The sequence below is a fragment of the Peribacillus frigoritolerans genome (genome assembly GCF_030676415.1).
GTDB classification, from domain to species: Bacteria; Bacillota; Bacilli; order Bacillales; family DSM-1321; genus Peribacillus; species Peribacillus frigoritolerans_A.
In genome coordinates this window covers 100,629-123,910 of record NZ_JAUUTW010000004.1, presented here as the reverse complement: position 1 = coordinate 123,910, position 23,282 = coordinate 100,629, and the positions used below count along the sequence as shown (strand labels likewise).

The 23,282-nt window shown below is 40.5% G+C and carries 24 protein-coding genes; all 24 read left to right on the top strand.

The annotated features are described in order from the left end of the window. Nucleotides 1–101 precede the first annotated feature (101 nt). Nucleotides 102–1,262 carry an ADP-forming succinate--CoA ligase subunit beta gene (sucC, locus tag Q8G36_RS05855; protein ID WP_305159387.1) on the top strand — a complete coding sequence of 387 codons (1,161 nt, stop codon included), beginning with the start codon at nucleotides 102–104 and terminating at the stop codon, nucleotides 1,260–1,262. Nucleotides 1,263–1,280: 18 nt separating this feature from the next. After that, nucleotides 1,281–2,183, top strand: coding sequence for a succinate--CoA ligase subunit alpha (gene sucD, locus Q8G36_RS05850; protein ID WP_305159388.1), 903 nt, complete (start codon nucleotides 1,281–1,283; stop codon nucleotides 2,181–2,183). A 119-nt stretch (nucleotides 2,184–2,302) separates the two neighbouring features. Next, nucleotides 2,303–3,169, top strand: a complete 867-nt coding sequence (dprA, locus tag Q8G36_RS05845; protein ID WP_305159389.1) for a DNA-processing protein DprA — start codon at nucleotides 2,303–2,305, stop codon at nucleotides 3,167–3,169. A gap of 266 nt (nucleotides 3,170–3,435) precedes the next feature. Continuing rightward, nucleotides 3,436–5,511, top strand: coding sequence for a type I DNA topoisomerase (topA, locus tag Q8G36_RS05840; protein ID WP_305159390.1), 2,076 nt, complete (start codon nucleotides 3,436–3,438; stop codon nucleotides 5,509–5,511). Nucleotides 5,512–5,938: 427 nt separating this feature from the next. Then, entirely contained in the window at nucleotides 5,939–7,246 is a 1,308-nt protein-coding gene (gene trmFO, locus Q8G36_RS05835; protein ID WP_305159391.1) for an FADH(2)-oxidizing methylenetetrahydrofolate--tRNA-(uracil(54)-C(5))-methyltransferase TrmFO, read from the top strand. A 59-nt stretch (nucleotides 7,247–7,305) separates the two neighbouring features. Next, nucleotides 7,306–8,208, top strand: coding sequence for a tyrosine recombinase XerC (gene xerC / locus Q8G36_RS05830; protein ID WP_305159392.1), 903 nt, complete (start codon nucleotides 7,306–7,308; stop codon nucleotides 8,206–8,208). A gap of 20 nt (nucleotides 8,209–8,228) precedes the next feature. After that, entirely contained in the window at nucleotides 8,229–8,756 is a 528-nt protein-coding gene (gene hslV / locus Q8G36_RS05825; protein WP_048684874.1) for an HslVU peptidase proteolytic subunit, read from the top strand. A 12-nt stretch (nucleotides 8,757–8,768) separates the two neighbouring features. Continuing rightward, on the top strand, nucleotides 8,769–10,178 hold the full coding sequence (gene hslU / locus Q8G36_RS05820; RefSeq protein ID WP_305159393.1) for an HslU--HslV peptidase ATPase subunit: 1,410 nt from the start codon (nucleotides 8,769–8,771) through the stop codon (nucleotides 10,176–10,178). A 106-nt stretch (nucleotides 10,179–10,284) separates the two neighbouring features. Then, nucleotides 10,285–11,064, top strand: a complete 780-nt coding sequence (gene codY, locus Q8G36_RS05815) for a GTP-sensing pleiotropic transcriptional regulator CodY (protein WP_057278408.1) — start codon at nucleotides 10,285–10,287, stop codon at nucleotides 11,062–11,064. Between the two features lie 722 nt (nucleotides 11,065–11,786). Next, entirely contained in the window at nucleotides 11,787–12,182 is a 396-nt protein-coding gene (gene flgB, locus Q8G36_RS05810; protein ID WP_305159394.1) for a flagellar basal body rod protein FlgB, read from the top strand. Next, nucleotides 12,182–12,640, top strand: a complete 459-nt coding sequence (gene flgC / locus Q8G36_RS05805; protein ID WP_305159395.1) for a flagellar basal body rod protein FlgC — start codon at nucleotides 12,182–12,184, stop codon at nucleotides 12,638–12,640. Before flgB ends, flgC begins: the two co-directional genes overlap by 1 nt. A gap of 23 nt (nucleotides 12,641–12,663) precedes the next feature. Further along, nucleotides 12,664–12,972: a flagellar hook-basal body complex protein FliE gene (gene fliE, locus Q8G36_RS05800; RefSeq protein ID WP_305159396.1), complete on the top strand. Its 309-nt coding sequence runs from the start codon at nucleotides 12,664–12,666 to the stop codon at nucleotides 12,970–12,972. Between the two features lie 92 nt (nucleotides 12,973–13,064). Further along, nucleotides 13,065–14,663, top strand: a complete 1,599-nt coding sequence (fliF, locus tag Q8G36_RS05795) for a flagellar basal-body MS-ring/collar protein FliF (protein ID WP_305159397.1) — start codon at nucleotides 13,065–13,067, stop codon at nucleotides 14,661–14,663. Nucleotides 14,664–14,675: 12 nt separating this feature from the next. Beyond that, entirely contained in the window at nucleotides 14,676–15,695 is a 1,020-nt protein-coding gene (fliG, locus tag Q8G36_RS05790) for a flagellar motor switch protein FliG (RefSeq protein WP_305159398.1), read from the top strand. After that, on the top strand, nucleotides 15,679–16,452 hold the full coding sequence (gene fliH, locus Q8G36_RS05785) for a flagellar assembly protein FliH (RefSeq protein WP_305159399.1): 774 nt from the start codon (nucleotides 15,679–15,681) through the stop codon (nucleotides 16,450–16,452). The genes fliG and fliH overlap by 17 nt, the downstream gene beginning before the upstream one ends. 2 nt (nucleotides 16,453–16,454) lie before the next feature. Continuing rightward, entirely contained in the window at nucleotides 16,455–17,777 is a 1,323-nt protein-coding gene (gene fliI, locus Q8G36_RS05780) for a flagellar protein export ATPase FliI (RefSeq protein WP_305159400.1), read from the top strand. Beyond that, nucleotides 17,777–18,223, top strand: a complete 447-nt coding sequence (gene fliJ, locus Q8G36_RS05775; RefSeq protein ID WP_305159401.1) for a flagellar export protein FliJ — start codon at nucleotides 17,777–17,779, stop codon at nucleotides 18,221–18,223. Before fliI ends, fliJ begins: the two co-directional genes overlap by 1 nt. 4 nt (nucleotides 18,224–18,227) lie before the next feature. Next, entirely contained in the window at nucleotides 18,228–18,845 is a 618-nt protein-coding gene (locus Q8G36_RS05770) for a MotE family protein (protein ID WP_305159402.1), read from the top strand. Between the two features lie 25 nt (nucleotides 18,846–18,870). Continuing rightward, on the top strand, nucleotides 18,871–20,184 hold the full coding sequence (locus Q8G36_RS05765) for a flagellar hook-length control protein FliK (RefSeq protein ID WP_305159403.1): 1,314 nt from the start codon (nucleotides 18,871–18,873) through the stop codon (nucleotides 20,182–20,184). Nucleotides 20,185–20,192: 8 nt separating this feature from the next. Next, on the top strand, nucleotides 20,193–20,828 hold the full coding sequence (gene flgD, locus Q8G36_RS05760; protein WP_305159404.1) for a flagellar hook assembly protein FlgD: 636 nt from the start codon (nucleotides 20,193–20,195) through the stop codon (nucleotides 20,826–20,828). Between the two features lie 148 nt (nucleotides 20,829–20,976). Beyond that, complete coding sequence (locus tag Q8G36_RS05755; RefSeq protein ID WP_305159479.1) at nucleotides 20,977–21,225, top strand: TIGR02530 family flagellar biosynthesis protein; 249 nt, start codon at nucleotides 20,977–20,979, stop codon at nucleotides 21,223–21,225. A gap of 72 nt (nucleotides 21,226–21,297) precedes the next feature. Then, entirely contained in the window at nucleotides 21,298–22,563 is a 1,266-nt protein-coding gene (locus Q8G36_RS05750; RefSeq protein WP_305159405.1) for a flagellar hook protein FlgE, read from the top strand. A 21-nt stretch (nucleotides 22,564–22,584) separates the two neighbouring features. Continuing rightward, nucleotides 22,585–22,827, top strand: coding sequence for a flagellar FlbD family protein (locus tag Q8G36_RS05745; protein ID WP_370694018.1), 243 nt, complete (start codon nucleotides 22,585–22,587; stop codon nucleotides 22,825–22,827). Then, nucleotides 22,824–23,252, top strand: a complete 429-nt coding sequence (gene fliL, locus Q8G36_RS05740; RefSeq protein WP_305159406.1) for a flagellar basal body-associated protein FliL — start codon at nucleotides 22,824–22,826, stop codon at nucleotides 23,250–23,252. The genes Q8G36_RS05745 and fliL overlap by 4 nt, the downstream gene beginning before the upstream one ends. Nucleotides 23,253–23,282 lie beyond the last annotated feature (30 nt).

The window sequence follows — 23,282 nt, the reverse complement described above, 5'->3', positions numbered from 1 at the left end:
TGAAAGAATATTATGCACGAAGGAGAATTTTGTTGTAATATGGTAGAGAAAACACGCATTAAATTCCAAAGTTGTTTTTTAGTAGATAAGGAGGATGGGAAATGAATATCCATGAGTATCAGGGGAAAGAGATATTGCGACAATACGGGGTATCCGTTCCAAATGGCCGGGTTGCCTTTACTGTTGAAGAAGCAGTTGAAGCAGCGAAGGAGTTAGGTACGGAAGTTGTTGTCGTCAAAGCTCAAATTCATGCGGGCGGCCGCGGGAAAGCCGGCGGAGTCAAGGTAGCGAAGAATCTTGATGAAGCACGTACATATGCAGAAGAGATTCTTGGTAAGACACTGGTGACCCATCAAACGGGACCTGCAGGCAAGGAAGTTAAGCGTTTACTTATTGAAGAAGGCTGCGACATTACGAAAGAGTACTATATCGGGCTGGTCCTTGACCGTGCTACGAACAGTGTCGTATTGATGGCTTCTGAAGAAGGCGGAACGGAAATTGAGGAAGTGGCCGAAAAGACACCAGAGAAAATTTTCAAAGAAGTAATCGATCCGGTTGTCGGCCTGACTGGATTCCAGGCACGGAGGATTGCATTCAATATCAATATTCCGGCTTCACTAATAAATAAAGCTTCCAAACTGATGGTTAACTTATATACAGCTTTCGTTGAAAAAGATTGCTCAATCGCAGAAATCAACCCATTAGTGGTAACGGGCGACGGCAATGTAATGGCGCTTGATGCTAAATTGAATTTCGATGATAATGCGATTTACCGCCAAAAAGACATCGCGGAGTACCGTGATTTGGATGAAGAGGATGCAAAAGAGATTGAAGCATCAAAACATGGCCTTAGTTACATATCGCTTGACGGAAATATCGGATGCATGGTTAATGGTGCTGGGCTTGCTATGGCGACGATGGATATCATTAAACATTATATGGGAGATCCGGCTAACTTCCTAGACGTTGGTGGCGGCGCCACTGAGGAAAAAGTCAAAGAGGCTTTCAAAATCATCCTTTCCGATCAAAATGTTAAAGGCATCTTCGTTAATATCTTCGGAGGAATCATGAAATGTGACATCATCGCTACTGGCGTCGTGGCTGCTGCTAAAGAGCTTGGCCTGGATGTCCCTCTTGTTGTTCGTCTTGAAGGAACGAATGTTGACCTTGGCAAAAAGATTCTAAACGAGTCAGGTTTAAATATTACGGCTGCCGAATCAATGGCAGATGGAGCACAAAAAATAGTATCACTTGTAGGATAATAGGCAGGGGGGAACATAATGAGCGTTTATATTAATAAAGATACGAAAGTGATCGTTCAGGGAATCACTGGTGCAACAGCATTATTTCATACAAAACAAATGTTGGAATACGGCACGAAAATCGTTGGAGGAGTCACTCCGGGTAAAGGTGGAACAGAAGCGGAAGGCGTACCTGTATTCAATACAGTTTCCGAAGCTGTCACTGAAACCGGAGCGAATGCATCTGTTATCTATGTACCGGCTCCATTTGCTGCCGATGCAATTCTAGAAGCCGTAGACGCAGAACTTGATCTTGTCATTTGTATCACGGAACATATTCCTGTCCTGGATATGGTCAAGGTGAAACGATACATGGAAGGCAAAAAAACTCGCTTGATTGGACCGAACTGCCCAGGTGTCATTACTCCTGAAGAGTGTAAGATTGGTATCATGCCAGGGTATATCCACAAAAAAGGCCATGTAGGTGTAGTTTCACGTTCTGGAACTTTAACATACGAAGCCGTTCACCAATTATCGCAAGCAGGCATTGGGCAATCTTCGGCTGTCGGTATCGGTGGCGATCCCGTTAACGGAACGGATTTCATTGATGTTTTGAAAGCGTTCAATGAAGATCCGGAAACACATGCGGTGATCATGATCGGGGAAATCGGCGGAACGGCAGAAGAAGAAGCAGCAATCTGGGTGAAGGAAAATATGACTAAGCCAGTTGTTGGTTTCATTGGTGGCCGTACGGCTCCTGCCGGTAAACGCATGGGACATGCTGGTGCCATTATCTCAGGAGGAAAAGGGACTGCTGACGAGAAAATCCGCGTTATGAACGAATGTGGAATTAAAGTTGCCGAAACTCCGTCCGTAATGGGTGAAACATTGATCTCCGTCTTGAAAGAAAAAGATATTTACGAACCTTGTAAAACACATTGATATAAGTTGGGCCGACCTTTTTTGGGGTCGGTCTTTATTTCCTCCAATTTCCTCGGGAGAGACCAAGTCCATCACTATCAACCTACCTTTTTAAAATATCCGATTAGGGGCGTTTCCAATTGAATAAAAAAGAAAAGTTAATCCATCTCCATCATTGCCGCGGAGCAGGATGGAAAACCATCCAAAAAATAATGTCCAAAGACCCGTCATTATCTTCCCTGTTCACGAAGAATTACGTTGAATGGGCAAAAATGCTCCCTATCCCTTCAAATAAGCTTAACCTCTTTCTCAAAGATTTACATTCACTCAATACCATCGATAAACTTAAAAAATACGAAGATAGCCAAATCCATTGTTTGACGATCTTCGATGATGAATATCCTTTTTTGCTGAAGCAAATATTCGATCCACCGTGGGTTCTTTATTTTAAAGGTGATAAGGAGCTTTTAACAAGGAAGAATACGCTAGGTGTTGTTGGAACACGTAAGCCAACCACGTATGGTCTGGAGGCCTTAAAAACGATTCTATTACCGCTTGTAAAGAAAAGGTTCGTGATCATAAGCGGAGTGGCGGCTGGAATCGATGCAGAGTCACATAAGATCACATTAAGGGAAGGCGGAGATACGATTGGTGTTTTAGGAGGGGGGCTCATGCAAATATATCCGAAATCCAATGTTACCCTTGCTGAAGAAATCATCAATAAAGGCCTGCTTATATCTGAGACTCCACCGGAAATGAAGGCGGAACCTTGGATGTTTCCGCTTAGGAATCGAATCATCAGTGGATTATCACAGGGAGTATTCGTGGTTGAGGCAAAAGAAAGAAGCGGTTCCCTTATTACGGCACAAGCTGCTTTGGAACACGGGAGGGAGGTATTTGCGCTTCCCGGTAATGTTACGAGCCCTGAATCACTGGGGACCAATCAATTGATTCAGGATGGAGCCAAACTTGTTTTGAGTTCCAGGCAGATCGAGGAAGAGTTTTGAACAATATAATATAGAAGATAGCCGGTGAATCAAACGGGAAAATAGAAAAAAAAGGTGATTTTTTAGAAGGATGGGTTGAATTATTAGACAAAAAGGTTGAAAATATTGTAAAACTGTTATAAGTTTTGCAAATGGCACCTCTTGTCAAAATACCTATAAATAAATGAATCAGCATGCTTTGAAAAGTAAAGAGGTGTTGACAAATGATTTTTGAATGATTAATAATAGTGAAGATTTATATTACCTCTTTGAGGAGGATTTATTGGATGTCAGAATACTTAGTGATTGTGGAATCGCCCGCAAAGGCGAAAACAATAGAACGTTACTTGGGAAAAAAATATAAAGTAAAGGCTTCCATGGGGCATGTACGCGATTTGCCTAAAAGTCAAATGGGTGTCGATGTTGAACATGAATATGAACCTAAATATATAACTATCCGCGGCAAAGGCCCGGTTTTAAAAGAATTGAAAACTGCTGCAAAAAAAGCGAAAAAAATCTATCTCGCGGCTGACCCCGACAGGGAAGGGGAAGCCATTGCCTGGCATTTGGCTCACAGTCTTGATGTTGACGTTAACTCAGATTGCCGCGTGGTATTCAACGAGATCACGAAAGAGGCTATCAAAGAATCTTTTAAATCGCCGAGGCCAATAAATATGAAATTGGTTGATGCCCAGCAGGCAAGAAGGGTCTTGGATCGTTTGGTCGGATACAATATAAGCCCGCTTTTGTGGAAAAAGGTGAAAAAAGGCTTAAGCGCGGGACGGGTCCAATCGGTTGCTGTACGGATGATCATTGACCGGGAGAAGGAAATCAAAGATTTTATCCCGGAAGAGTATTGGACAATTAAGGCTGATTTTGTAAAAGGAAAAGAACAGTTTGAAGGTTCCTTCTTCAGCCTTGGCGGCGAGAAGAAGGAATTAAATACCGAAGAGGACGTCAAAAAAGTGCTCGCTTCTTTAAATGGCGGCGAATTTACGATAGGATCTGTGGCTAAAAAGGAAAGAAGGCGCAACCCAGCTGCACCTTTTACAACTTCTTCCCTGCAACAAGAAGCCGCACGTAAATTGAATTTCCGTGCAAAGAAAACCATGATGCTTGCTCAGCAGCTTTATGAAGGAATCGAGCTTGGCAAGGAAGGTACAGTCGGGTTAATCACTTATATGAGAACCGATTCGACCCGGATTTCCGATGTTGCGAAAGAGGAAGTCCACACCTTCATTCAAAGTAATTATGGTAAAGATTATGTTCAGGTTGAACAGCGCAAGGAGAAAAAACAAACTAATGCCCAAGACGCCCATGAAGCAGTCAGGCCAACAAGCACATTACGTGAACCGGGTGTAGTCAAGGAGTTCTTATCCAGAGATCAATTCCGACTTTATAAATTGATTTGGGAACGATTCGTTTCTAGTCAAATGTCTTCGGCGGTCATGGATACGATGAGCATCGACCTGCATAACGGGGATGTTATCTTCAGGGCAAATGGTTCGAAAATTAAATTTCCGGGTTTCATGAAGGTATATGTTGAAGGGTCCGATGACTCGGTGGAAGAAAAGGAAAATGCACTTCCGGATGTGAAAAAAGGAGATCAATTCTTTTCAAAAGATATCGAGCCGAAGCAGCATTTCACACAGCCTCCGCCCCGATATACTGAAGCCCGTCTTGTCAAAACCCTAGAGGAACTGGGAATAGGCCGTCCTTCTACATATGCGCCTACCTTGGATACGATTCAAAAACGGGGCTATGTTACCTTGGATAATAAACGGTTCATCCCGACAGAGCTTGGTGAGATCGTTCTTGAATTGATACGCGAATTCTTCCCGGATATTCTTGATGCAGAGTTCACTGCCAAGATGGAACAGGAATTCGACAGCGTCGAGGAAGGCAGTATTGAATGGATAAAGGTCATCGATGATTTTTATAAAGAATTTGCAGTTCATTTGGCTAAAGCCGAAGTCGAGATGGAGAAAATTGAAATCAAGGATGAACCTGCAGGTGAAGATTGCGTGGAATGCGGACATGGGATGGTCTTTAAAATGGGACGTTATGGAAAGTTCATGGCATGCAGTAATTTCCCGGATTGCCGTAACACAAAACCAATCGTTAAAGAAATCGGTGTCAAATGCCCAAAATGTAAAGAAGGAAACATCATTGAAAGGAAAAGTAAAAAACGACGCATATTTTACGGGTGTGATACCTACCCTGGATGTGACTTCATATCTTGGGATAAACCGCTGCCGCGGAGTTGTCCAAAATGTGAAGGTACACTTGTTGAGAAAAAACTCAAAAAAGGCGTCCAGGTCCAGTGCATGGATTGTGATTTCAAAGAAATGCCCCAAGCATAGAAAAGACCGTGAAATCGTTTACTTACTCTGTAAACTATCGAAAAATCCTAAATATAAATTGACTCGGCATCTGCCGAGTTTCTTTATGTTCGGGAAAGTATGATATCATGATAATAGGTGGATTTACTTCCAAGAAGAAAATGGATAAAGCTTGAAACTTTTTTATTTAGGCCATGTGAGGTAAAATTCAGTGGACAAGTACATTCTTTTAAAGATATAATTCCTATTTGCGTCCGTTACCCTTTTTAGAAAAGATGGATTGCAGGAAGAATGCCGGCTTTGTGGCATTTGCTTTAAAATTATCGTTAGCAGGAATGAGTATTTCGGGTATAAATACATAGATATCGTTAAAAATGAAACTTTTATGAAAGCAGTTTTAATGATAAATGATCCTGTCTTATCATATCTATACATGGAGGTTCGAAAAATGAAAGAAACAAAAGTAAGTGTAATCGGTGCTGGGCTTGCTGGAAGTGAAGCGGCGTGGCAGTTAGCTAAAAGAGGAATTAAAGTCGATCTATATGAAATGCGCCCTGTAAAACAAACGCCAGCCCACCATACCGATAAATTCGCTGAACTTGTTTGTTCCAATTCTCTTCGGGCAAATACGTTAACAAATGCAGTTGGTGTATTAAAAGAAGAAATGCGTATACTGGATTCGGTCATCATGTCCGCAGCAGATGCTTGTGCTGTACCGGCTGGCGGTGCTTTAGCTGTTGATCGTCATGAATTTGCCGGTCTTGTTACGGAAAGGGTCAAAAATCATCCAAATGTGACGGTCATCAATGAAGAAGTGACGGAAATTCCGGAAGGTCCCACCGTCATTGCAACCGGTCCGCTTACAAGTCAATCACTATCTGACAGCTTAAAGCAAATCATGGATGAAGAATACTTGTACTTCTATGATGCTGCCGCACCAATTCTTGAAAAAGACAGCATCAACATGGATAAGGTATATTTGAAATCCCGTTATGATAAAGGGGAAGCAGCTTACTTGAACTGTCCGATGACTGAAGAAGAGTTTGACCGCTTTTATGAAGCATTGATTGCTGCTGAAACAGTCCCACTTAAAGAATTCGAAAAAGAAATCTTTTTTGAAGGCTGCATGCCCATTGAAGTGATGGCATCACGTGGGAAGAAAACGATGTTATTTGGTCCATTGAAGCCTGTTGGCTTAGAAGATCCAAAAACGGGAAAACGTCCTTTTGCTGTAGTTCAATTGCGTCAAGATGATGCGGCAGGAACACTTTACAATATTGTTGGTTTTCAGACACATTTGAAATGGGGGCCGCAAAAAGAAGTATTGCAGCTCATACCTGGATTGGAAAATGCAGAAATTGTCCGTTATGGAGTTATGCATCGAAACACTTTCATAAACTCACCTAATGTTTTGAAGCCTACGTACCAATTCAAGAATCGGGATGATTTATTCTTTGCCGGTCAGATGACTGGCGTCGAAGGGTATGTAGAATCGGCTGCATCGGGACTTGTTGCAGGTATCAATGCTGCAAGGACCGTCCAAGGATTGGAGCCTATCATTTTCCCTGCGGAGACGACGATGGGCAGCATGGCAAGGTACATAACGTCGACGAATGGTAAGAGCTTCCAACCGATGAATGCCAACTTTGGATTGCTTCCAGACCTTGAAGTGAGAATCAAATCCAAAAAAGAGCGGAACGAAACGCATGCTAAACGCGCTTTGGACACAATTCAGAACTTTGTGAAAAATTTGTAAAATATTTGCCTGCTGTTTTAAAGTATGATACTATTTATTAGCCTTTGCGAGGTGTTTCCATGATTAATAAAAAAAAGGCATTATCATCCTTCATCGAATATTTACAAATTGAAAAAAACAGTTCACAATACACCATTGAAAATTACAAACGTGATATACACGAATTTTTTCTGTTCCTTAATGAACAGGGCATTGAGGATATCACGTCCGTTGAATATTTTAATGTCCGGTTATATTTAACGAATTTATATGAGAAAAAACTTTCTAAGCGCACTGTAGCAAGAAAAACTTCTTGCTTGCGGAGCCTTTATAAATTTTTACTGCGTGAAGGTGATGTGAAGGACAATCCTTTTTCTCTTGCTTCTTTACCTAAAAAGGATCAAAGACTGCCACGTTTTCTTTATGAGAAGGAAATGGATCAGTTGTTTTCTTCTTTAAAGAAAGATTCACCGATAGGAATAAGGAACAATGCCTTACTGGAATTATTGTATGCTACAGGCATTCGCGTAAGTGAATGTTGTGAGATTAAACTGCAGGATATCGATCTTTCCTTAGGGACGGTACTGATCCATGGAAAAGGAAAAAAGGATCGCTACGTTCCGGTTGGTAGATATGCACAGGAAGCAATAGATTTATACATACGTACAGCCAGGATGGAATTGACTTCGTCTGACGCCAAGGCGCATGTTTATTTATTTGTTAATTTTCGTGGAGACCCTCTGACACCTAGGGGAGTTCGCTATATATTGAATGAATTGATTAAAAAGTCAGCCGCAGATGGAAGTCTTCATCCCCATATGCTAAGGCATTCGTTTGCTACACACCTATTGAACAATGGGGCGGACATTCGCACGGTTCAGGAATTGCTTGGTCATTCAAAAATTTCATCAACGCAAGTGTATACGCATGTTACAAAAGACCAATTGAAAAAAGTCTACAATGCATCACATCCGCGGCCTTAAATGTTGAAAGGGGACACTTTATGACAACGATATTTGCAGTGCATCATAAAGGTGAATGTGCCATGTCCGGTGATGGGCAGGTTACTTTAGGAAATTCAGTAGTGATGAAGCATACAGCAAGGAAAGTGAGAAAAATCTTTAATGGTAATGTCCTTGCAGGTTTTGCTGGTTCCGTTGCAGATGCATTCACTTTATTTGAGATGTTCGAAGCCAAACTTGAAGAGTATAATGGCAATCTTCAACGCGCTGCCGTCGAAATGGCAAAGCAATGGAGAAGTGACAATGTATTGAGGAAGCTGGAAGCCATGTTAGTCGTGATGGATAAGAACCATTTACTGCTCGTCTCTGGTACCGGGGAAGTAATTGAACCGGATGACGGGATTCTCGCAATAGGGTCGGGAGGGAATTATGCACTGGCTGCCGGAAGGGCATTAATGCGGTTTTCCAGTGACCATTTATCGGCAAAGGAAATCGCTCAATCATCTTTACAAATTGCAGCGGAAATTTGTGTATTTACGAATACGAATATAATCGTGGAAGAGTTGTAAGGAGGAGCGCAAATGTCAAAAAAAGCTAATTTAACACCGAGGCAAATTGTTGAAAAACTGGATCAGTATATCGTAGGGCAGCGTGAGGCAAAACGGGCAGTGGCAGTGGCTCTTCGGAATCGCTACCGACGTTCCCTTCTCTCGGATCAACTTCGTGACGAAGTCGTTCCGAAAAATATATTAATGATTGGACCGACAGGCGTTGGGAAAACAGAAATAGCTCGGAGAATGGCTAAATTGGTAGGTGCTCCTTTTGTAAAAGTTGAAGCAACGAAATTTACGGAAGTCGGGTATGTCGGCCGGGATGTAGAGTCCATGGTTCGTGATTTGGTGGAGACTTCCGTCCGCCTCGTGAAGGAAGAAAAGATGGCTAGTGTAAAGGAACGGGCAGAAGAAAATGCAAATCGCCGTTTAATAGAGCTATTAGTGCCATCAACTAAAAAACAGAGTAATTTCAAGAATCCTCTTGAAGTCTTTTTTGGAGGCAATAACAATCAAGACGAACAGGACCCGGAAGAAAATTCCGAAGATTTAAGTTTGCAGGAAAAAAGAAAAATCGTCGCTGAAAAGCTGGCTAATGGTGAGTTAGAAAGCGAAATGATAACGGTCGAAGTGGAAGAACAAGCTGCTTCGATGTTTGATATGCTCCAAGGTTCGGGAATGGAACAAATGGGGATGAACATGCAGGACGCTTTAGGAAGCTTGATGCCGAAAAAAAGCAAGAAGCGCAAATTGAAAGTAAGTGAAGCGAGAACCGTTTTAACAAATGAAGAAGCGGCTAAATTGATTGATATGGATGAAGTCACTTCCGATGCAGTATACGGGGCTGAGCAAAATGGGATTATCTTCATCGATGAAATAGACAAAATTGCCAGTAAGCAATCTGGAAGTTCATCAGCGGATGTATCAAGAGAGGGTGTCCAAAGGGATATCCTGCCAATTGTTGAAGGTTCGACAGTAGTGACTAAATATGGTTCATTTAAAACGGATCATGTCTTATTCATTGCGGCAGGGGCCTTTCATATGGCTAAGCCATCCGACCTTATCCCTGAATTACAAGGTAGATTCCCAATTCGTGTAGAATTGAACAAACTGACTGTAGATGACTTTGTACGGATTCTTCATGAACCGGATAATGCCTTGTTAAAACAATATGTTGCTTTATTAGAAACTGAAGGTATAGAAATTGAATTTTCTGACGATGCTGTTCGTAAGATAGCTGAAGTGGCCTTCGAAGTAAATCAAAACACAGACAATATTGGTGCAAGAAGACTTCATACCATTTTGGAACGGTTGCTTGAAGACTTATCGTTTGAAGCTCCGGAAATAACGATGGAGAAGATTACAATTACCCCCCAATATGTCGAAGGTAAGCTTGGTTCTATCGCCCGGAACAAAGATTTAAGCCAGTTTATCCTTTAATTAAGAAACAATTTGGCAATGATTTGCCTACGAATGAACATAAAATTACGGAAATACAACTTCATAGTTATTGTGAACCATGGTATTTTTAGGAGGAACAAATCAAATGAACTTATTAGCAAAAACAAGAAAAATCAATGCAATGCTCCAAAAAGCAGCAGGTAAAGCAGTTAACTTCAAGGAAATGGCTGAAAGTTTAAGTGAAGTTATCGAAGCGAATGTTTTCGTCGTCAGCCGCCGCGGGAAATTACTGGGCATAGCGGTAAGTCAGCAAATTGAAAACGAACGCATGTACAAAATGTTGGAAGATAAACAATTCCCTGAAGAGTACACAAAAAACCTGTTCAATATTCCTGAAACCTCTTCGAATCTTGATATCGAAAGCGAATATACTGCTTTCCCAGTCGAAAACAAAGAGCTTTTCGCAACTGGATTAACAACGATCGTACCGATTATGGGTGGGGGAGAACGTTTAGGAACATTGGTACTTGCCCGATTACAAGAAAAGTTTCACGATGATGATTTAATTTTGGCTGAATATGGTGCGACTGTAGTCGGTATGGAAATCCTACGTGAAAAATCAGAAGAGATAGAAGAAGAAGCTCGTAGTAAAGCTGTCGTTCAAATGGCAATTTCCTCGTTATCTTACAGCGAATTGGAAGCAATTGAGCATATCTTTGAGGAGCTTAAAGGTAATGAAGGTCTGCTTGTAGCATCCAAAATTGCAGACCGTGTCGGTATCACCCGTTCCGTTATCGTAAATGCACTAAGGAAACTGGAAAGTGCAGGAGTCATTGAATCACGCTCTCTTGGAATGAAAGGTACTTATATCAAAGTATTGAATGATAAATTCCTTCTTGAATTAGAGAAGCTTAAAAATAACTAACATATAGAAAGGCAGTCCTTGAAAAAGGGCTGCCTTTTTTTTGTGATATTTGGATGTGTTGCTGTCTGGGACTAACAAGCAAATGAGGGTAAAATGGCGGGGATAGAAAGGAAAAAGGGTAATTCGGATTAAATGGAAATGTGAATATAGGCATGTTTTCTATTAGAAGTAGAAAAAATACTGAATATTTCATAAAAAGGGTAATTATATTATTATAACTGTCGAAATGATGAAAATGAACGATGTTGTAACTATTTAATTTTTAAAACCCAATGGATAATGGGTTTCAGCCGTTAGGGAATTTTGTCGAATGGATCAGCGCTTTGAAAAAAAACTTTCATTTTCATATGAATCCTTTATTTTAAAGGGTTAAATCAACTAAAATGAAAAAAGAAAATGAAAATAAATGTGAAAATTAGGATTAAAGTAACGGGTATATGGATTTGTTTTTCGATTTGCTTTAAAAGCAAACCAAAGTAAATTTGGTTAAAATGTAGAATATCACTATAAAATGTAATATAACGTAATATTAATCCTATAATCATACTAATAAAAACGACGAATTTGAGCAAATTGTGACGTTTTTCGACGATAATAGGTCTAAAGTCCTTGTGTTGTTCATGGACATAGTAATAATGTTTCTTTAAAATTAAAACGTAAATGAACTGGGTTAATTTATTGATAAAGTAATTATCTGTTAATTATAGAAAGAGGTGATCGATGTGGAATTATTTTCGAATACTTTTCAATCACTAGAAAAGGCCCTTAATTATTCTAATGCAAAACAAAAAGTCATTTCACAGAACATAGCTAATTCGGATACGCCTAATCATAAAGCTAAAGAGGTCGACAAAACACAATCCTTTAAGGCAGAACTGGAGTCTTCCCTGGAGTCATATCGTACCGATGAACGACATTTTACCTTCAAATCAGAGGGGAGCCTTGTTTCTCACATCGTGACGCAGAAAAATGTCCGATATAACAATAATGGAAATAGCGTGGACGTTGATAAGGAAATGACGGATCTTGCTGCCAATCAGATTTATTATAATGCAGTAACCGACAGGCTTTCAGGTAAGTTTCAATCATTGCAGAATGTAATTAGAGGAGGTAAGTGATGGGAATCTTCCAAAGTATAAACATGACCGGATCTAGCCTGACGAGTCAAAGGGTAAGGATGGATGTAATCTCTGCTAATATGGCTAATGCCGATACGACCAGGGCTGAATATGACGCCGAATCGAAAACATGGAAGCCATACACAAGAAAATCGGTTGTGCTGCAAAGTAAGGAAAACGGTTTTTCGAGTTTCTTAAACGCAGCATCCGGAATAACGGACGAGGTAGGGAATGGAGTGAAGGTGACTGGAATAGTGAAAGATAAAACACCTTTTGAACTGGATTACAATCCCGAACATCCTGATGCCAATGAAGATGGTTATGTTGAAATGCCAAATGTCGATCCGCTTCGGGAAATGGTTGATTTAATGAGTGTCACACGTTCATACGAAGCAAATGTGACAGTTTTAAATGCATCAAAGGGAATGATGATGAAAGCTTTGGAAATCGGAAAATAAAAGTTTGAAAGGAGATTGTTGATATGGAGGGGATTTCTCTTTCTGCTGTGAACAATGCAAGTAATGTACTGAAAAAAAGTCAAAAAAATACTAATACACCATACGAAGTACAGCGAAGTTTTGCGTCGGTATTAAAAGAATCTATGAATAAAGTCAACGAAACACAAGTGGCATCTGATAATCTTACAACCAAATTGGTTAATGGAGAGGATGTTGAGCTTCATTCGGTGATGATCGCTTCACAAAAAGCCAGTGTTACCATGCAGGCTACATTAGAGGTTCGGAATAAGGTTGTGGAAGCCTACCAGGAAATGATGAGAATGAGTATATAGCATTCATTTTTTGACCTCATTATATAGAGAAAAATGACCGGGGGAAAAGAAATCCCTCAATCATAAATTCATAGACTGACCGGGGGATTTAAATGAATGAAGTACTAGTGAATTTTAAAAACAAAATAGCTGCTTATTGGACGAGCCGCAGTAAAAACCAAAAATTCATGATGATTGCTTCAGCGGCATTAATTATCATCATCATTACGGTAGTTTCAATTTTAACCACGCGTACGACGCTGGTGCCCTTATATTCGAACTTAACTCCATCGGAAACGGGGAGCATTAAAGAAAATTTAGACAGTCAAGGGATTATGAATGAAGTTTCTGAAAATGGTAAGACCATAAAAGTTCCTGAAGAAAGACTGGATTCACTTAAAGTGGAACTGGCAGCTGAAGGAATTCCGGAATCAGGCAGTATCGACTATTCCTTTTTTAGTCAAAGTGCTGGTATCGGAATGACTGAAAATGAATTCAATGTCATTAAACTGGACTCGATGCAAACGGAATTGGCCAGTTTAATAAAAAAGATTGATGGAGTAGAAGATGCCAGTGTAATGATCACTCTTCCTGATAAAGGAGTTTTTGTCAGTGATTTAGCTGGGGAAGCGTCAGCATCCATTGTATTGAATACGAAACCCGGTTATAAATTTGAAGAAAGTCAAATCAATTCCCTTTATCATCTGGTCTCAAAAAGTGTTCCGAATCTTCCTACTGATAATATCGTCATTATGAACCAAGAGTTTGAGTACTTCGATCTTGAAAAAGAAAATTCTTCTTTCGCGTCCGCATTTGCTACCCAAAACGAAATAAAAAAAGAAATAGAACGCGATATTCAAAGACAGGTACAAAATATGCTTGGAACGATAATGGGGAGAGACAAAGTGGCTGTTTCAGTCACGACAGACATTGACTTCACTCAAGAAAATCGGGAAGAGAATTTAGTTGAACCGGTCGATGAAGAAAATATGGCTGGAATTGAGATATCAGCGCAAAGGATCAATGAATCATATAGTGGGGACGCAACAGGTGCAGGAGGCGTTCCGCAAAGTGAGGATTCCTCAGATTCATTGGGATCCAGTTACGTTGGAGGTACAAACGGATCCGGTGATTATGAAAAAGCCGATGAAACGATAAATAGTGAAGTGAACCGAATCAAGAAAGAAATAGTCGAAAGCCCTTATAAAGTTAAAGATCTAGGTATTCAAGTCATGGTCGAACCTCCCACAGCTGACGATCCGAATTCTTTATCTCAACAGAGTGTGGATGATATTACTCAAATCCTTGGTACGATAATACGCACGACAATCGAGAAAAAAGCTGAAGGGGAAGAGCTGACGGACGAGGAGCTTAATAATAAAATTGCAATTTCCATTCAGCCGTTTAACGGAAAAATGAAGTTGCAAAAAGATGAAACGAATCCTTCGTTACCAATATGGGCATATATCGTAGGCGGAGTGCTAATACTTGCCATTATCATTCTCTTAATCTTATTCCTCCGTTCCCGAAAGCAAGCTGAAATGGAAGAGGAGTACGTGGTTGAAGAGGAAGAAGTCGTATTCAATGTTCCGGATTTGAACAAAGAAAAGGAAACGGAAGCATCTTTAAAAAGAAAACAACTGGAGAAGCTTGCAAAAGAAAAGCCGGATGAATTTGCAAAATTATTAAGAAGCTGGATAGCAGAAGACTAGGAGGCTGGGAAAGTGACAGATAGAAAAAAAAGGGCCGGATTGACTGGCAAACAGAAAGCTGCCATCCTCCTTATTTCCTTAGGCCCGGATGTTTCTGCATCCGTATATAAACATCTTACTGAAGAGGAAATTGAGAGATTGACCCTTGAAATTTCGGGAGTAAGGAAAGTGGACTCCCAAGATAAAGAAGAAATTCTGGAAGAATTCCATAATATTGCTTTAGCACAGGATTACATCTCCCAGGGCGGGATAGGATATGCGAAGCAGGTACTTGAAAAGGCATTAGGTACTGATCAGGCAACCGCCATCATAAACCGTTTAACATCATCCTTACAGGTACGTCCATTCGACTTTGCACGAAAGGCAGATCCTGCACAGATCTTGAATTTCATCCAGAACGAGCATCCCCAGACCATTGCATTAATCTTGTCTTATCTTGATCCCACACAGGCTGGACAAATATTGTCTGAACTTCCGCAAGAGGTGCAGGCCGATATTGCAAGAAGGATTGCTTTAATGGATAGCACTTCTCCGGAAATCATCAATGAAGTGGAGCAAATACTCGAAAGGAAACTTTCTGCGACTGTAACCCAAGATTATACACAGACTGGTGGAGTGGAAGCTGTTGTAGATGTGTTGAATGGTGTTGACCGCTCAACGGAAAGAACGATTTTGGATGCACTTGAAATCCAAGATCCGGAGCTTGCTGAGGAAATCAAGAAACGAATGTTTGTTTTTGAAGATATCGTGACCCTTGATGGCAGAGCGATTCAGCACGTAGTCAGGGAAGCTGATAACGAAGACCTTAAACTTTCTCTTAAAGTGGCTAGTGATGAAGTGAAGGAAATCGTTTTCCGAAACATGTCAAAACGTATGGTTGAAACGTTCCAGGAAGAAATGGAATATATGGGACCGGTACGTTTGCGTGATGTAGAAGAAGCACAATCAAGAATTGTTGCCGTCATTCGTCACCTGGAAGAAACTGGAGGTATCGTGATTGCCCGCGGGGGAGGGGATGATATCATTGTCTAGGATTATCAAATCCCAGCAGGCTAACCAGGAGAAAAGTAAAAAGATAGCGATAAAAGTTCGCCCTTTTGACTTTCTTCAAAATGATGATGCAGATGAGCGGAAAAACCTTCATTATATTCAATCTGATGAATTTCTCAAAGATGCTAAAGAAGAAGCGGAAACGTTATTGCTCGAAGCTAAACAAAAAGCCCGATCGATTGCTGCTGAAATCCAGCAAAACCGAGAACAATGGGAGAATCAAGAAAAAGCAATGTTTATCGAACAAGCTCAAAAAGAAGGGTATCAACAGGGAGTCGAAGATGGGATCCAAAAGGGTTATAACGAGATTGGAGCGGAAATAGCCTTAGCAAAAGAAGTGGTAGAGTCCTCTAAAAAAGATTATCGGCACCATATCGAATCATCTGAAACCGTTATTTTGAATCTTGCCCTGAAAGTGGCTGAGAAAATTATCGGGCAACAGCTTGAAAAAGATGAAAGGTCTTTTTTATACATAGTCAAAAGAGCCATCAAAGAGGTGAGGGATTACCGTGAAGTGCAATTGCATATCCATCCGATCCAATATCAATCGATTCTTTCTCATAAAGATGAGTTGATGGCAATCTTTCCGAAAGATACTGAGTTGTATATCTTTCCGGATGATGAGCTTGAAGTAAGCAGTTGTATCATTGAATCCGAAAACGGAAGGATGGATGCCAGTGTCGACAGTCAACTGCAGGAAATAAAAGTGAAATTAACTGAATTGCTGGAAGGGGAGTAAAGATGAAAACTAGTGACCTATTGCCCTTAGTTGATGAAGTTGATCCATTCAAACATTATGGTCGGGTCAAACGTGTCGTGGGGTTAATGATAGAATCTCAAGGCCCTGAAAGCTCTGTAGGTGATGTTTGTTATATCTATACAGGTATACAAAAAAAGAAAAATCGAATCTTAGCTGAAGTTGTCGGTTTCCGTGATGAAATGGTTATTTTAATGCCATTTACAGCAGTTAGTGATATTGCACCGGGGTGTATCGTGGAAGGGAGCGGGCGGAGCCTTGAGATAAAGGTGGGAAGGGGGCTAATTGGCATTGTAGTCGATCCATTGGGACATCCCATTGATGACTCACTGCTTCCAAAAGGTCTCGCGACGATTTCTGTGGATCAAGATCCGCCGAATCCGATGAAACGACCTCCCATTAATGAACCGATAGATGTAGGAGTTCGGGTGATTGATAGTTTATTAACAGTTGGAAAAGGACAACGTGTTGGTATCTTTGCAGGGAGCGGTGTCGGGAAAAGCACGTTGCTTGGTATGGTAGCAAGGAATACGACGGCGGAATTAAACGTAATCGGTCTTATTGGAGAACGTGGCCGTGAAGTTCGAGAATTCATTGAGAAAGATCTTGGAGCAGAGGGGCTGGCACGATCAATCGTTGTAGTGGCGACATCTGACCAGCCAGCGTTGATGAGGATAAAGGGTGCTTTGACGGCAACTGCCATCGCGGAATATTTTCGTGATAAGGGATTGAATGTGATGCTGATGATGGATTCGGTCACGAGGGTTGCGATGGCCCAGAGGGAAATTGGGCTAGCTATTGGAGAACCGCCTACGACCAAAGGGTATACGCCATCCGTTTTTGCCATCCTTCCAAGGTTACTCGAAAGAACGGGAACAAATCAGCTGGGTACCATTACAGCTTTTTATACGGTACTCGTCGACGGTGATGATATGAATGAACCGATTGCTGATGCTGTCAGGGGAATTTTGGATGGCCACTTCATACTAGACCGTAACTTGGCCAATAAAGGGCAATTTCCAGCGCTCAATGTATTAAAGAGCATGAGTCGTGTCATGAACAATATTGTTGGTGACAAGCATAAAAACGCCGCAGAAAAATTGCGGGCAAGTTTATCAACCTATATGGAGTCGGAAGATTTAATTAATATAGGAGCTTATAAGAAGGGTTCTTCCAAACAAATTGATGACTCGATTACACGCTATCCGGAAATCATTTCACTTTTGAAGCAAGGAACCCATGAAAAAGCTTCCAAAGATAATAGTATCAACGCCCTTGTCGAATTGATGGAGAAAGGTGATAAATAATGATTTATCAATATAAATTCGAGAAGATCCTGACCATCAAAGAAAAAGAAAAAACTGATGCACTAGCTAAATATAATGCTGCTTTAAAAAAGTTTGAAGAAGTGGCAGAAAAGTTATATAAGCTTTTAAAGAAAAAAGAAGAATTGCTTGAGTTTCAACAGGAAAAGCTGCGAAATGGATTATCCGTTCAGGAAATTCGTCATCATCAGTTATTTATGGACAACTTGGAAAAACTCTTAAGCCACTGTCAACAGGAAGTCATTGAAGCGCGATACAAGATGAATATTCAACGGGATATATTAATGGAAAGAAATATCGAGGTTAAAAAGTACGAGAAAATGAAAGAAAACGATTTCCTTAAATTCCTCGATGTCATTAAGGAAGCTGAGAACAAACAAATGGATGAAATATCTATCCGGCAATTCTTAAGCAAAGGCGTAAGGTGATGGAATGCGTAAAAAAAGTGAATCTAATGGATTGGAAGAATTGGAAGAAAACAAGATAAATAAGTTTCAATGGTTTCTTGTCATCTTCATTCCATTAAACTTTGCGGTAATTGTAGCGTTGATCGTTTTTACAGTTGCAGGGGTGAATGTAGTGGAAAAGGCAAAGGAAATGTCTGCGAAAATACCCTTCATTGAATCGGATCAAAAGGATGAAGAGAAAGGTAAACCAGCCAAGAATGAAGAGAAAGCTTCCATGAAGCTCGAGAAATTAGAAAACGAGATTGAAAACAAGGAAAAAGAGATAGAAAAGCTTGAGGGTATCATTGATACACGTGACAAGGCCATTGCAAAGGCAGTAGCGGAAAAACAGCAGCTTCAAACAGAAATGAATCAACTTAAGGATAGCCAGAAAAGTAGTAAACAAGCGTTCAAAGATATAATCCGTACTTATGAAACGATGGCTCCCAAGAAGGCTGCACCTATCATTATAGAAATGAATGATGAAGATGCAGTGGAGATTCTCTCAAGCATGAAAGCAGCCACTTTAGCTAAGGTTTTGGAGCAAATGACAACGGCTGATGCTGCAAGGTTAACGAAGAAACTAACGGAACAAAGTTCTTAAGTGGAAAGAGTGAGGAAGTGAATATATGAATTCAGCCATTAATTCTTTACTTCCCTTTACATCATTAGGTTTAAAGGTACCAATTATGCCAAATCAGCAAACTAATTCAGGGTTTGGTTCAGTCCTTCAATCAGCCATAGGGGCAGAACCTCCCATTCCATCGGATATGGGTGGCATCACTGAAGGACGAATGTCTGTAATAAAGGATTTGCTTGGTTTTTTGAAACTTGAAAGGTTAAGTGATACAGGGGAAGGGAGTGTTGCCGAAGCCCCTTCAGTAAACCAACAGGACAACGACCTTATTTTACAGATCCTAAAAAATGCATCCGGAAATGATGAGGGTGCCCTTGCTGATTTCTTTGCGAGCATTGAGGATCTGGATTTAGAACAAGAAGTGGATGACTTCAGCCTGAATCCACAAAGTTTGTTATCAGCCAATGTCATGGATCTGTATACCATCCTGAAAAAAATTACTGTATTGAGCGAAGAAAAATGGCATGATCCCCTATTATCTGGTGTGGTGAATCTTTTGAAACTGGTGAAAATTCAAAATCTTCTCTCGGAGAATAAGGATATGACACAAGATGAAGCGGCCATCCAGAAACAAATGAAACACCTGCTTGATGGGATAACGGGGAAGCTGGAGAAATGGCTGTCCAATCAGTCAAGATCAAAATCAGAATCAGAACCTGATCAATCCAACACTTTGGATAAAGGGCAAACTAAACCAATAGAAACATTGAAAAGCGTATTCTCGCAATTATCTGGGAGTGACAAGGTAAATAAAGTGGGGACAGTCAACAGCGGTGTGATTTTGCAAAGTCAAGATAGCGGTAAACATCAAGGGTCTGGTATGCCTTTTCTCATGACAAAGCTGGAGCAATTCGTCTTGGCAGTTACCAAAGGTGAGCAAACTGTCAGTCAAGAAGAGTTTGTTAAACAATTTGAAAATATTTTGAGTAAGGCGAACTTTAGCGGAACGAACGGTATAAATAAACTGTTGATCAGATTGAATCCTGAACATTTAGGGTCCCTAAGAATCGAGTTGATTCAAAAGGATGGTAGGGTGTCAGCCAAGATTATGGCTACTACTGCTCAGGCCAAAGATATGCTGGAGAATCAGATTCATGGGTTAAAACAAGCCTTTAGCGGACAAAACATTCAAATTGAAAGAATTGAAATATCACAAGCCTTCAATGCGTTTAACTCTGAGAAATTCAGCCATAAAGATGCGGATGAACATAATGAACAACAGGAGAGTAAGGAAGAAAGCAATGATGAGACGGAAAGCGAGTTTACGGGATCCCTTGCCGATGCTCTGTTAAATTTGGAAGTGTAGGTGAAAAAATGACGACCATCGATACGTCACTATTATTATCAAAATCTCAAACTGAAAACAGAAAAACCGGGGATGCATTGGGAAAAGATGATTTCTTGAAATTGTTGCTTACCCAGCTTCAAAATCAAGATCCGTCAAGTCCGATGGACAATACGGAATTCATCGCCCAGATGGCCACTTTTTCTTCTCTGGAACAGATGATGAATATGGGAGCCCAAATGGAAGAAATAATCGGGATCAATCAACAAAATAGTTTAATGAACTATAACTCTTTTGTCGGTAAGGAAGTCACTTGGCACAAATTGGATGAAGGCGATGAGGTCCTTGCGATAGAAGAAGGGACGGGTATCGTTAAATCAATCCAATATAAGGGTGATGGTGTTTATTTTCTTTTAGAAGATGGCACAAAGCTTGAACCCGCAAATATTTCTGCAATGAAACAAACGAGTTCTACCTCGAATAGCTTGACGGCGGCAAGTGAATTAATAGGCAAGCGTGTTACCTGGGTGGACGCAAAAAATGGAGAGTCGTCTGCTGTCGTGATCTCGGTATCCATGAGTAATGGCAAGCTGCAAATTGAAGTGGATGATGAAAACAACACCAAGTTTTCATCAGAGCAATTGATAAAAATCGCTGAAGCTTAAGGGGCGGGAATATGAATAAACTTGGTTTTCAAGCAAATACCGCTCTGCTAATGTCACAAACAAATTACCCTTGCGGCAAAGGCAGATGATCCACCAAGGCTTTCAACAGCATTTTAAAGCTGCTGTCACCACAAATGAAAAATAGACCATTAGTAAACATGCTCAATTGCGGATGAGTCAAAGGAATATAGAAATAACACCACAAACCTGGGACAAAATAGCTGATAAAGCCAATGAGGCCAAAAGGATGGGTGTAATAGAATCTCTTATCATTACAGATAATGCGGCACTCATAGTAAGCACGAAAAACAACAAGGTCATCACGGTCATGGACCGGGATGAAGCAACATCACAAATTTTCATGAACATCAATGGAACCATTATTTTAGATAAATAGGCTGGACCTGGAATAGGAAGCCTAGACTGTGGAATGACGGAAGCAGTCGTAATATGAAAGGGGAGCTTTTACATGCTTCGTTCAATGTATTCGGGAATAAGCGGATTAAAAAACTTACAAACAAAATTGGATGTTATCGGTAATAACGTCGCCAATGTCAATACATATGGTTTCAAAAAAAGCCGTGTGACATTCAGCGATGCGATGAACCAAACGGTATCTGGTGCAAGTGCAGCAACAGCCAATAAAGGCGGAACCAATTCTAAACAAATTGGATTGGGCTCCACGATTGCCACAATCGATACGATCCATACACAGTCAAGCCTGCAAACCACCGGCCGCGATCTTGATTTAGGAATATCTGGTGATGGCTATTTCGTCGTCAAGCAAGGCGATTCTCTTTCATATACACGTTCAGGGAATTTTTACCTGGATGATAATGGTACGCTTGTCAACGCGAATGGTTTGAAAGTACAGGCTTACAAGGTTGATGAAAACGGTAAACGGTCAAAAACGATTGGCGACGTTGCAGTTAACGTCAATGCGATTTTACCTGCCATTACCACTACTAAAATATCAGTAAGTGGAAATCTAGCTGCTGACGCAATTGATGGTACCGTATTTAGCCAGCAAATGAAAGTTGTGGATGAAAAGGGTAAAGAACAAACGGCAACTATCTATTTCCAAAAAAACGGTGATGATAAATGGGAGCTTTTTGATGAAGAACCTGCTGCTTTGGGGGATACATCAATAACTCAACCAAAACCGTTCACTTCAGTGAATTTCGATGCTAATGGTCAGATAGTGGCGGCTGATAAAACCCAGACAGGTCAAACCATTAACATTTCAAGCGGCAAAGAGGATGACTTGGATACAGCAGTTGATGAAAGTGTTCAAAAAGTTAATTTGGATTTTGATTTCTCGAACCTTACTCAAGTTAAAGGTTCCACTACTGCTCTTGTCAATCCGAATGGTAATAAAGAAGGAAAACTGGAAAGCTTTAATATTGGTTCATCAGGGGAAATAAATGGCGTATATTCCAACGGTCTTATCACAACCTTAGGCCAACTGGTAGTTGCCAAGTTTTCCAATGCATCAGGCTTGACGAAAACAGGTGGTAACACTTTTCAGGAATCAATCAATTCAGGTACTGCAAACATCAATATCGCAGGTGAGGGACGCGGTGTGATTGCATCAGGTTCATTGGAAATGTCCAATGTGGATTTATCCGAAGAGTTTACTGAAATGATCGTTGCGCAACGTGGTTTCCAATCGAATTCCAGGATCATCACGACATCGGATGAAATTTTACAAGAATTGGTTAACTTGAAACGATAGGTTAAGGGAGGGAGGAGCCAGGTGCTTTTGCTCTGGCTCCAAAATATCATTATCAAAGTTACAAGGCTCAATGGAAAGTGCTTTCATATCAATGCATTGTACATAGACACAGTCGAGTCATTGCCAGATACGACCATTACTTTTACAAATGGTAATAAAATCGTTGTGCTAGAGAAGGAAGAGGAACTGGTTGAAGCTATTATACAATTTTATCGTACCGTTAATATTCTCGGTTTTCGTAAGGATGTGGAGGAAAGTTCATGAAAAAAAATCTATTGACTATCATGTTGATTATACTCGTGGCTATAACGCTTGTAGGTGTCATAGCGGTCGTGGTTGTGACAAATTTATCTGATCCCACATCTGCCGAAGATAAACCTAGCATTGACGAAATTGTCAAATCATCAGTTGAGATTCCTGAAATTACTACGAATCTTGCCAGCAATGATTATATCAAAATCTCATTTATGGTCCAAACAGAAAATAAAAAAGCAAAAGAAGAGTTGGAAAAAAGAAATTTTCAAGTGAAAAATATCATCATTACCGAACTATCCGAAATGAAAGCGGAAGAGTTAACCGGTAAAAAAGGCAAGGAAAAGCTTCAAGAAGCGTTAAAGACTAGAATGAATGAATTAATGGAAGAAGGAAAAGTTGAAAAGGTTTATATAACCTCCTCGATTCTGCAATAAGAACATCCTTGCTTCATTAAATAAGAAGGG

Bases quoted from the DNA above. Each gene is read 5' to 3' on its own strand.
- sucC (WP_305159387.1), top strand. From the start codon at position 102: ATGAATATCCATGAGTATCAGGGGAAAGAGATATTGCGACAATACGGG.
- sucD (WP_305159388.1), top strand. From the start codon at position 1,281: ATGAGCGTTTATATTAATAAAGATACGAAAGTGATCGTTCAGGGAATC.
- topA (WP_305159390.1), top strand. From the start codon at position 3,436: ATGTCAGAATACTTAGTGATTGTGGAATCGCCCGCAAAGGCGAAAACA.
- trmFO (WP_305159391.1), top strand. From the start codon at position 5,939: ATGAAAGAAACAAAAGTAAGTGTAATCGGTGCTGGGCTTGCTGGAAGT.
- xerC (WP_305159392.1), top strand. From the start codon at position 7,306: ATGATTAATAAAAAAAAGGCATTATCATCCTTCATCGAATATTTACAA.
- hslV (WP_048684874.1), top strand. From the start codon at position 8,229: ATGACAACGATATTTGCAGTGCATCATAAAGGTGAATGTGCCATGTCC.
- hslU (WP_305159393.1), top strand. From the start codon at position 8,769: ATGTCAAAAAAAGCTAATTTAACACCGAGGCAAATTGTTGAAAAACTG.
- codY (WP_057278408.1), top strand. From the start codon at position 10,285: ATGAACTTATTAGCAAAAACAAGAAAAATCAATGCAATGCTCCAAAAA.
- flgC (WP_305159395.1), top strand. From the start codon at position 12,182: ATGGGAATCTTCCAAAGTATAAACATGACCGGATCTAGCCTGACGAGT.
- fliE (WP_305159396.1), top strand. From the start codon at position 12,664: ATGGAGGGGATTTCTCTTTCTGCTGTGAACAATGCAAGTAATGTACTG.
- fliF (WP_305159397.1), top strand. From the start codon at position 13,065: ATGAATGAAGTACTAGTGAATTTTAAAAACAAAATAGCTGCTTATTGG.
- fliH (WP_305159399.1), top strand. From the start codon at position 15,679: ATGATATCATTGTCTAGGATTATCAAATCCCAGCAGGCTAACCAGGAG.
- fliI (WP_305159400.1), top strand. From the start codon at position 16,455: ATGAAAACTAGTGACCTATTGCCCTTAGTTGATGAAGTTGATCCATTC.
- fliJ (WP_305159401.1), top strand. From the start codon at position 17,777: ATGATTTATCAATATAAATTCGAGAAGATCCTGACCATCAAAGAAAAA.
- Q8G36_RS05770 (WP_305159402.1), top strand. From the start codon at position 18,228: ATGCGTAAAAAAAGTGAATCTAATGGATTGGAAGAATTGGAAGAAAAC.
- Q8G36_RS05765 (WP_305159403.1), top strand. From the start codon at position 18,871: ATGAATTCAGCCATTAATTCTTTACTTCCCTTTACATCATTAGGTTTA.
- flgD (WP_305159404.1), top strand. From the start codon at position 20,193: ATGACGACCATCGATACGTCACTATTATTATCAAAATCTCAAACTGAA.
- Q8G36_RS05750 (WP_305159405.1), top strand. From the start codon at position 21,298: ATGCTTCGTTCAATGTATTCGGGAATAAGCGGATTAAAAAACTTACAA.
- fliL (WP_305159406.1), top strand. From the start codon at position 22,824: ATGAAAAAAAATCTATTGACTATCATGTTGATTATACTCGTGGCTATA.